Origin of the sequence: Sphingomonas sp. FUKUSWIS1, assembly GCF_000733135.1 — a bacterium.
In the GTDB taxonomy this organism is placed as follows: domain Bacteria; phylum Pseudomonadota; class Alphaproteobacteria; order Sphingomonadales; family Sphingomonadaceae; genus Sphingomonas; species Sphingomonas aerolata.
Genome location: NZ_JPJC01000170.1, coordinates 1 through 9,407, shown reverse-complemented (window position 1 = coordinate 9,407; position 9,407 = coordinate 1). Strand labels below are relative to the sequence as shown.

6 protein-coding genes are annotated in these 9,407 nt (G+C 65.4%); all 6 read right to left on the bottom strand.

Annotated features, from left to right (window positions below; all coding sequences use genetic code 11):
• On the bottom strand, positions 1–1,081 hold a 1,081-nt coding region (locus tag sphsw_RS10875), incomplete at its 3' end, for a tryptophan halogenase family protein (protein WP_042467060.1).
• A 55-nt stretch (positions 1,082–1,136) separates the two neighbouring features.
• On the bottom strand, positions 1,137–4,295 hold the full coding sequence (locus tag sphsw_RS10870) for a TonB-dependent receptor (RefSeq protein ID WP_031440641.1): 3,159 nt from the start codon (positions 4,293–4,295) through the stop codon (positions 1,137–1,139).
• 406 nt (positions 4,296–4,701) lie between these two features.
• Positions 4,702–6,747: a M13 family metallopeptidase gene (locus tag sphsw_RS10865; protein ID WP_031440640.1), complete on the bottom strand. Its 2,046-nt coding sequence runs from the start codon at positions 6,745–6,747 to the stop codon at positions 4,702–4,704.
• A gap of 60 nt (positions 6,748–6,807) precedes the next feature.
• Positions 6,808–8,307 carry an ABC transporter permease gene (locus sphsw_RS18370; RefSeq protein WP_052380921.1) on the bottom strand — a complete coding sequence of 500 codons (1,500 nt, stop codon included), beginning with the start codon at positions 8,305–8,307 and terminating at the stop codon, positions 6,808–6,810.
• Positions 8,304–9,251, bottom strand: a complete 948-nt coding sequence (locus sphsw_RS10855; protein WP_042467059.1) for an ABC transporter ATP-binding protein — start codon at positions 9,249–9,251, stop codon at positions 8,304–8,306. Before sphsw_RS10855 ends, sphsw_RS18370 begins: the two co-directional genes overlap by 4 nt.
• A gap of 17 nt (positions 9,252–9,268) precedes the next feature.
• Positions 9,269–9,407, bottom strand: a 139-nt coding sequence (locus sphsw_RS18895; RefSeq protein WP_152555480.1) for a helix-turn-helix domain-containing protein, incomplete at its 5' end; no start/stop codon positions are given.

Genomic DNA, 9,407 nt, shown 5'->3' with positions numbered 1-9,407 from the left:
CCCCCGCCGAGACCTCGGCAAAGGCGATCCCCGTCGCCTCGAGCGGCTCGAAAAACCCGCTCGACAGCCCGACCGCGACGCAATTCTTGACCCAGTTGACCTCGCGGTACCCCGCATCGAACTTGAAATGGCGCACCTCGGCCTCGTCGCCGCCCGCGCCGAGATAGCCGCGCAACACGCGCTCGGCAGTCTCGTCGTCGCTATGGTCGGACGAATAGACATGCCCGATGCCACGCCTGCGATCGAGCCCGATGTCCCAGATCCAGCCCGACTCCTGCGCGGTGGAAATCGTATAGGATGCGATCGGATCGCCGGGTTTTGCATAAGGCAGCTGCGCGGCGATCGCGCGGTTGCAGAACAGCACGTCGCGGCAGGACCGGAACGGCACCTTCATCGCCTTGCCGATCAGTTCGGCACGAAAGCCCGTGCAATCAATATAGAGATCGGCGTCGAGCATCCCGTTCCGCTCGGTGCGCACCCCGCTGATCGCACCATCTTCCGCAAGCAGCACCTCGGACACGGTGTCGGTCAGATGCCAGACACCGTTCCTGACCGCATGCTCGCGCAACAGCCCGGCGAGCGCCACCGCATCGAAATGATACGCGTAGTTGAGCGGCCCGACATAATCGGGGTTGGTCGCGAGCTTGGGCGCGCGCATTGCGTCGGCGGCCTTTTTCTGCGGATTGGAAACCTCGTCCCAATTCTCCGCGCCGCCATGCCCCAGCAGCCAATAGGGCAGCAGGTCGAGCCCGTCGCTCGCATCGGCGACCTGGAACGGGTGTGAGTAATGATCGGTGCGGCCCTGTCCGGGCGCGTGGCGCCAATGGACGAACTTCGCCCCCTGCTTGAACGTCGCGCCGCATCGCCGGATCAGCTCGGCCTCGTCGATGCCGATCGTCGCCAACGTCCGCCGGATCGTCGGGAAGGTCCCTTCCCCCACGCCGAGGATGCCGATGTCCTTGGATTCGACCAGCGTGATCGAGACCCCGCCCGCCAGATCGGCGCCGAGCCGTTTCGCCAGATAACCCGCGGTCAGCCAGCCGGCGGTACCGCCGCCAACGATCAGGATCCTCTTCCGCATCACGCGCTCCGCTCCGTCCCCTGCCGACCGCGCGTCGACAGGGGACGCATCATCATCAGAAGGCGAGGTTTATGCCAGTGCTGATGCGGCGATCGGCCTGGAACCAGCTGCGCCCGACCAGCTTGCCGCCGGGATAACCACCCATCAGCGTCCGCTGCGTCGCGGCGGTCAGGTTGGTCCCCTGCACGCCGAACGAGAACTGGTCGTTCACCTTGAACCGCACACCCGCATCGACCGAGCCATAATTGCCGCCATAGATCGGCAACGCGATCTGCGTCGACGCATCTTGGCCGCCATCCTGGTTGGTCACGACGCCCGGCGCGCTGTAATACGTATATGTGCCGTTCGTGCCGTTGCTGTTCGTCGACAACAGATAGCGCGAGCGCCAGGAATAGGCGACGCGCAACGAGATCGGGTTGCGCTCGTACAGCAGCGTCGCGTTCAGATTATGCTTCGACAACCCGACCAGCGGCGCGTCGTTGCGAGCGGCGCCGGTGATGTCGCGATAGACATCGCCCGGATTGCTGCTCTTGATGAAGGTGTAGTTGCCCTCGAACCCGATCCCGGCAAGCGCACCGGGCAGCATGTCGAGGAAGAACCGGCCACCGGCCTCGACGCCCTTGACGGTCGCCGCCTTGGTCGAATTGACATAGTCGGTCGCCGACGCAGCCACATTCTCGGTCGTCCCGTCAGTGAACTGGATCGTGACCTGCCGGCTGGTCAGCGCATAGATCGGCAGGTTGGTCAGCCGCTTGTAGAACGGGGCCAGATGGAAGGACGTGCCCGCCCGGCCGTAATATTCGAGCGAGAGGTCGACATTATTCGACAGCGTCGGCTTCAGCAACGGATTGCCCGTGTCCGCGGTGAAGTTGTTGAACGTGCCGATCCCGCCGGGTGTCTGGCTGGGGGTCGTCGCCACGCCGATCGAACCCGACGCACGCAGCGCGTTGAAGCTCGGCAGATCCATCGTGATGTTGTACCCGCCGCGGACCTTGATCCGGTCGGTCGGCGAATATTCGAGATTGATCGACGGCAGCACGCGCGTGAAGTCCGCCTTGCCGCCGCGGGCGAGGAACGTGTTCGCCAGCGTCACCTGCGCGCCGTCGCGGATGAAGACGGTCCCGCCATTCTGCTGGATGAACCCGCTGCCTTCATTCTCGATATGCACGACACGCACGCCGACGTTACCGGAAATGCCGCGTGCGCCTTCCTCGGGCCCGAAGCGGAGCAGTGCATAGCCCGCGATATTCTCGGTACGGTTATTCACCTGATCGCCCGGCAGGACGAACCCGACAGGCCGGATCGCCAGCGTGCCGTCGGGGTTGAACTGGCCGCCATAGCCGGTGACCGGGAGCTGCCCCTTGGACGAGCAATTGCTATAGAGAGGGCTGGCCACGTTCGGTGTCGCGGGGTTGTTGTCGTCGTCAACGGTCGCAGGGCCGCAGAAGCCGGCGGGCGGTGCAGTCACCAGCCCGGTACGGTTTTCATTGAAGCGCGACGCCAGATCCTCCGATGCGAACATCAGGTTGCCCGGCAGCGTCGTGTTGCCACGGAAGAAGTCCTTGAATGCATGGCTGGCGACGTCGCCCGACGCTGCATTGGCATAGGTCAGCTGCGGATCGCCATTCCAGCCGCGACCCAGCGCGGTCCAGTTATAGCCGTTCGACAGATCGCGCTCGGTCCGCTTGGCATAGCGCCCGCCGACCTTGACCGACCGGAAGAAGCTGTTGTCGAACGTATATTCGGCATCGAGCTGCCCTGAATCGAGCCGCCCCTTGTTCCGTTCGTTGTGCGGCATCGACGCCGTCCAGAAATAATTGGCCGGATCGGCGAACGACGCCTGCGTCGCAGGACTGACGGTGATCTGCGGCAGGTCACCCGTCAGGTCCATGCCGAAGCTCTGGCCGAAGCCGACGTCGCGGAAGATGTCGAGACGATCATAGACCTGCCGCGAATCGACGCGCTGCAGCGATCCCTTCAGCGACACATGGCTGTCTGTGGGTGCCCAGACGAACGACAGCGAATAATCGCGCGTCCGCGTGTTGCTCTCGACGAACCCTTTGTTGCCGCTGCTGTTGACCGCCCCACCCGTCGGGGCAAACGTCGCCGTGTCGCGGTTGAACAGCGCGCTCGTCTTGGTGAGCAGGCCGTTGCTGTCGAACGAGCTGCTCGCCGGATCGACCGCCAGAGTCTGCGAATCCAGCTGCGTGCCGTAATCGCTCGACTGGCTCTTGTAGCGCGACTGGAAGAAGCTGCCGGTGAAGGTCAGCGATTCGGCCGGCTGCCACTGCGCCGCGCCATAGATGCCGTAGCGCTTGTACTGAAACGCCTCGTCGCCATAGGCGAAGCCGCTGGGGACGTACCGCTCGTTGCCATCGCTGAGCTTGGTCTTGAAATACGGGCTGACGCGGATGAACTGCGACAGCGAGCTGAACTGGCTGAACGCGACGTCGCCGAGCAGGCCGATCCGGCCGATCGGCGTATCGAACGAATCGGTGATCAGGACCGATCCCGACGGATCCGCCTTGTTCGCCATGTCGCCGAGCGCGAGTTCGCCGGTGCCAGCAATGTGGAACTTGCCGTTGAAGTCGAACGGCATCTTGGTGCGCAGATCGATCTGGCCGCCGGTGCCGCCTTCGATCAGGTCAGCCGTCGATGCCTTGTAGACGTCGACCGCCGCCATCAGTTCGGGCGTGACATCGCTCCACAGGATTGCGCGGCCGTTGTTCGCGCTGAAGATCTCGCGGCCGTTCAGGCGCGACGCGACGCCCGTCAGGCCACGGACCTGCACGCCCGACCCCTGGACCGAATAATGGTCGGGATCGCCCAGTGCGGCAAAACGGACGATCGAGACGCCCGAGACGCGCTGCAGGACTTCGGTGATCGAGTTGTCGGGCAGCTTGCCAGCATCATCGGCGACGACCGAGTCGACGATCGTCTCGCTGCGACGCTTGCGCTCGTCCGCCGCCTCGAGCGCGGCGCGACGGCCGGTGATGACGATATCACCGTCCAAGGTCGCATCGGCCGCGGGTTGCCCGACCTCCTGTCCCGGCGTCGCGGCCTGGGTCGTGTCGGGCGACACGGTCTGCGTTTCCGCCTGCGCCCATGCAGCGCTGCCCGCGCCTGCTGCCAGCAACGCCGCAAGCGACACACCGACCCGCATCGCGATCGCCACACGCCCACGTGGCCCCGAATTCAGAACGAACGCCTTCATAACCCCTCCCCATGCCGCAGCGCATCAGACGCACCACATCAGCAACGGCGCATCTGTAAACGAATGCTACCGCTACCGCCGTTAGGCTGATCTGATTTAGAAGACAATAGAGACAAAGCGAGGATGTGAGACTTAAACGAAAGCAATCAAATCATAAATTGATTTTGTTAAACCTAAGCAAACAGGCAGCTGCGAGCCGAGTTTTGCGACACGAGTGCTTACCTTTGTTGCTGAGTACCCGCCGGCCCGTCAGGCTAGCTTGGTCCCGTATCCACTGGCCTCGTCGGGCGCAACGGCATTCGGGTCGCAGCCGGGCGCTATCTCGGATAGCGATATCACGGCCGGGTCGCGCGTGGTGCGCACAAGACAATCGGGGCGTGTGGACGGCCACACGCCCCGCGAAATGTTACCAGATATGGACGCGGTCGCCGGGCGCCAGATACAGCGCGTCACCGGGTTTGACCCCGAACGCCGTATACCAGGCATCGACATTACGGACGATCCCGTTGACGCGGTAGAAGGGCGGCGAGTGCGGATCGGTGAGCAGCCGCGCGCGCGCTGCGCCCTCACGCAGCTTTGCCTGCCACGCTTGCGCATAAGCAAGGAAGAATCGCTGGTCGCCGGTCAGCCCACCGATCACGGGCGCCTTGCCATGCTCCGCCTGGTATTTCTGATAGGCGGCATAGGCCGTCTCGACCCCACCCAGATCGCCGATATTCTCGCCCAGCGTCAACGCACCCTTCACGCGGACACCCGGGATCGGTTCATAGGCGTCAAACTGCTTCGACAGCGCGGCGGTGCGCTGCGTGAAGGCGGTGCGGGCGGCCGGCGTCCACCAGTTCTCGAACTTGCCCGTCGCGCTGAACTGGCTGCCCTGGTCGTCGAAACCATGCCCCATCTCATGCCCGATGATCGCGCCGATCGCGCCGTAATTGACCGCCGCGTCCGCCTTGGGATCAAAATAGGGTGGCTGCAGGATCGCCGCGGGGAAGGTGATCTGGTTGTTGAGCGGATCGTAATAGGCGTTCACCGTCTGCGGCGTCATGCCCCACAGCGTACGATCGACGGGCTTGCCGAGCCGCGAGAGGTCGAGCTGATGCTGGAATTCGCCCGCACGCATCGCATTGCCGACCGGATCGCCCCGGACGACGTTGAGCGATGAATAGTCGATATATTTGACCGGATGGCCGATCCGCGGATCGAACGCGGCGAGCTTGGCCAGCGCCTGGGTCTTGGTCGCGCCATCCATCCAGCTGTTCGCGGTGATCCGCTCCTTGTACGCCGCGCGCAGATTGGCGATCAACTCGCCCATCTTCGCTTCGCTCTCGGGCGGGTAATGCCGCTTCACATAGACTTCGCCGACGGCTTCACCCATCGTGCCGTTGACCAGCGCGATGCCGCGCTTCCACCGCGCGCGTTGCTCCGGCTGATCGGCCAGCGTCTTGCCGTAGAAATCGAACGTCGCCTGATCGAACGCCTTGGGCAGCGCACCGGCGCTTGCGGAGGCGAGGCGAAACTTCATCCAGTCCTGCCACGTCGACACGGGCGTCGCGGCAAAGATCTTGCCAAGCTCGGTCAGCGCGGTCGAGTTGGTCATGTAGACAACCGGGAATTGCGCATAGCCCGCGGTCGACAGCAACAGCGGCCAGTCGAAATCGGGCGCCAGCGCCTTGCGGCCCGCCGCATCCATCGGCTTCAGCATCGCCTGCAGGTCGCGCGACTGGACCGGCGACCACTGGACCTTGGCCATCGCGGTTTCGAGCGCGACGATCCGGTCCGCCCTGGCCGACGCATCCGCCACGCCGGACAGCGTCAGCATCTTCTCGACATAGGCGCGATACGCCGTGCGGAAGGTGTCGTACTTGGCGCCCTGCTCGAGATAATAATCCCGGCCGCCCATGCCGAGCGACCCCTGCCCTGCGGCCACCGCGTAGCGCTTCGGATCGGCGGGATCGGGCAGCTGACCGACCTCGACCGGCGACGCATAGCCGACCGTCGAGAACAAGGTCTGGAGCTTCTGCTTGTCGGTCGCGGCGTCGATCTTCGCGAAATAGGGCTTGAGCGGTGCGGCGCCGGCGCGCTCGATCGCGGCCTCGTCCATGAAGCTCGCATAGAGATCGCCGAACTGCTTGGCCCCGGCGCCGACCGCGGCGGGGTCGCGCGCGGCATCGTCGAGGATCGCGCGGACCTGCTGCTCGGCCTGATCCGCCAGGATCACGCTGCCGCCCGCGGACGTGCGATCCGGCGCAATGGTGGTGCGCTTGTCCCAGGCGCCATTGGCGTGCGTCCAGAAATCGTCACCAGGCTTCACGGCCTTGTCGGCAGCGGTCAGGTCGATCCCGAAGCTGCCATAGCGTGCGCCGGCCGGTGTGCCGGTCTGGGCCAGACCAGGTGCGGACAGGGCAAGCAGCGCCACCCCCAGCGACAGACGCGAAATACGATTGAACGGCATCATAGCTCCTCCAGAAAACCGGGGTTGGATCCCCGAAATGATATGAACGGTACGCATGCGTCAGGCGGGCGTACGCTGCATCAACCGGGCCAGTGCGGCGAGGTTGGGCTTCTGCCCCGCATTGAGCAGGCTGGCGCGAAATACGCGCGCGAGCAAGACGAACTCGATGCCGATGAACACCGCCAGCAGCGCGCCGCTGCCGACGATCTCCATGGTCGAAACCCCGCTGCCGAGCCGCGCCAGCATCGTGAACGGCGTGTAGATCGGGATCCAGGTCAGTATTTTGATCGCGGTCGCGCCGCTGTTCGACAGGACGCCTTGCGCGACGACCGTGAACGGCATCGCGATGACCAGCAGCACGGGCGTCAGATAGCTCTGCGCATCACGCATCGAATCGCTCATCGCGCCGATCGCCAGCAGGATCATCGACACCATCAGATAGCCTGCGAGGAAGAAATACAGCATCACCAGGATGATCCAGGGCGAGGCGAGCGGCGCGAGTGCGACGTGCAGGAACGCGCCCACCGCCCCTTGCGTCGCCACCGCGGCACCGGTCGCGCAAAGCCCCCAGACCAGGACCATCGTCAGCCCGACCGCGACCGTCCCCGCGAGCTTGCCATAGAGCAGCTCGTCGGGGCTGATGCAGGCGAGCACCGTCTCGATCAGCTTGTTCGACCGCTCCTCGACCAGCCCCTGCAGGATCCAGTTGCCCGACAACAGCAGCGACATCAGCAGGATATAGGCGCTGAGCAACGGCACCACCGATCGCACCAGCATCCGTTCGCGCCCGCCCCCAGGCGCCGGGGTCGAGACCGCGATCGCCGGGACCAGACTGGTCGCGGTGCGCGCCTGATCGCGCGCGAACCCGGTCGACTCGAGATAGGCGGTACGCAGGTCCTGCGTGAGCACGGTCTGCAACGGCTGGACGAAATTCGCGCCAGGCTGCTCGCTCGACCAGAGCCGCACATCGGCGGTCTGCACGCCGAAGCCGCGCGGGATATAGACTGCATAGTCGAGCGGCTTGGCCGTCTTGTTGCCGAATTCGCCCGGCTGGAGCAGCGGCTTCAGCTGCGCATCGAGCGCGCCGGGCGCCGCGCGCGCAATTGCAGGCGGCGTTGGCAGGACCACGAAATCGGCCTCGGGCGCGTCGAACTTCGGCGTTTCCGAGGTCGTCGCCGGCCGCATCGCCGCCAGCGCGGCAGGCAGGCCGCCGGCCTTCACGAACGTCGCGACGTCGGCATCACCGAACAACCGGTCATGCTGCGCCCACAGCGCGCCCGGATCGGCGCGGTCGAGCCCGTAGCGCTGTGCGTAGCGCGACAGTGCGGTCAGGACCCGCCGCTGGTGATCGGTATCGAGCCGTGCGCGGATCGCCGCCGCGGCACGGCCATCGGCATCGATCAGCATGACGCGCTGGGTCTTTTCGGACTGGGTCAGACGGCTCGCGATCGGCCCGACCGCCAGCGCCAGCGGCAGGATCAGCAGCGTCAGCCAGAAGCTGCGCATGCCCGTGATCTGTCGGAACTCGCGCATCGCGACGAGAAGGATATTGTGGGTCATGCTGCATGCTCCGCCATAGCCGGGTCGGCAGGCCCGGCTGGAGGGGTGCCGACAAGATGGAGAAAGACGTCGTGCAGGCTGACGCGGTGCTGGTCGAACCGCCGCAGCGTCACGCCTTGCTCGGTCAGGCATTGCAGCACGTCGGCAGGATCGATCCCCTCGGCCAGCGTCACGTCATAGTCGCGCCAGCCCTGTGCGTCGGCCGCGCCGGGCTCCGCGCGCTCGACGCCGGGACACCGCATCGGCGTATCGCGCGCGACGATCGTCAGGCGGGCCGGCAACCTCCCGCGGGCCTCTGCCTGCGTACCCTCGAACACCTTGCGCCCTTGCGACAGCAGCAACAGCCGGTCGCACAGCCGCTCGGCATGCTGCATCACATGCGTCGAGAACACCACGGTCGCCCCGCCCCTCGCGGCCTCCAGGATCTCATGTTCCAGCAGCCCCTGGTTCACCGGGTCGAGGCCGGAAAAGGGTTCGTCGAGCAGCAGCAGTTTCGGGCCGTTGACCAGCGTCGCAGCGAGCTGGACCTTCTGCGCCATACCCTTGGACAGCTTGTCGATCTGCATCTTGGCGGATGCCGCAAGGCCGAACCGGTCGAGCAGCGCATGGCCCTTCGCGCGCGCCGCGGCCGCCGACATGCCCTTCAGCCGCCCGAAATAGGTGACGGTGTCGATCGCGGTCATCCCGCGGTACAGCCCGCGCTCCTCGGGCATGAAGCCCAGATCGGCGGCATTCTCGCGCCCGGGCGGACAGCCGAGTACCGAGATCCGTCCCGCCGTCGGCCGCACGATGTCGAGCACCATCCGCAGCGACGTCGTCTTGCCCGCGCCATTCCCGCCGAGAAAGCCGAAGATCTCCCCCGGCCGTACCGCAAAACTCAGCGCGTCAACCGCGGTCCGCTCGCCGAACCGTTTCGTCACCCCGTCCAGAACCAGTGCGTCCATCGGACCATCCCCCCCGTTTAAATTCCGTCTTCGCCCCGTTCATCCTCGTCGACGACCCGCAGCAGGTCGCCCGGCTGGCAGTCGAGCACGCGGCAGATCGCCTCCAGCGTCGTGAAGCGGATCGCCTTGGCCTTCCCCGTCTTCAGGATCGACAGA

Coding starts and splice junctions, on each gene's coding strand:
- sphsw_RS10865 (WP_031440640.1), bottom strand. CDS start 6,747: ATGCCGTTCAATCGTATTTCGCGTCTGTCGCTGGGGGTGGCGCTGCTT.
- sphsw_RS10870 (WP_031440641.1), bottom strand. CDS start 4,295: ATGAAGGCGTTCGTTCTGAATTCGGGGCCACGTGGGCGTGTGGCGATC.
- sphsw_RS10855 (WP_042467059.1), bottom strand. CDS start 9,251: ATGGACGCACTGGTTCTGGACGGGGTGACGAAACGGTTCGGCGAGCGG.
- sphsw_RS18370 (WP_052380921.1), bottom strand. CDS start 8,307: ATGACCCACAATATCCTTCTCGTCGCGATGCGCGAGTTCCGACAGATC.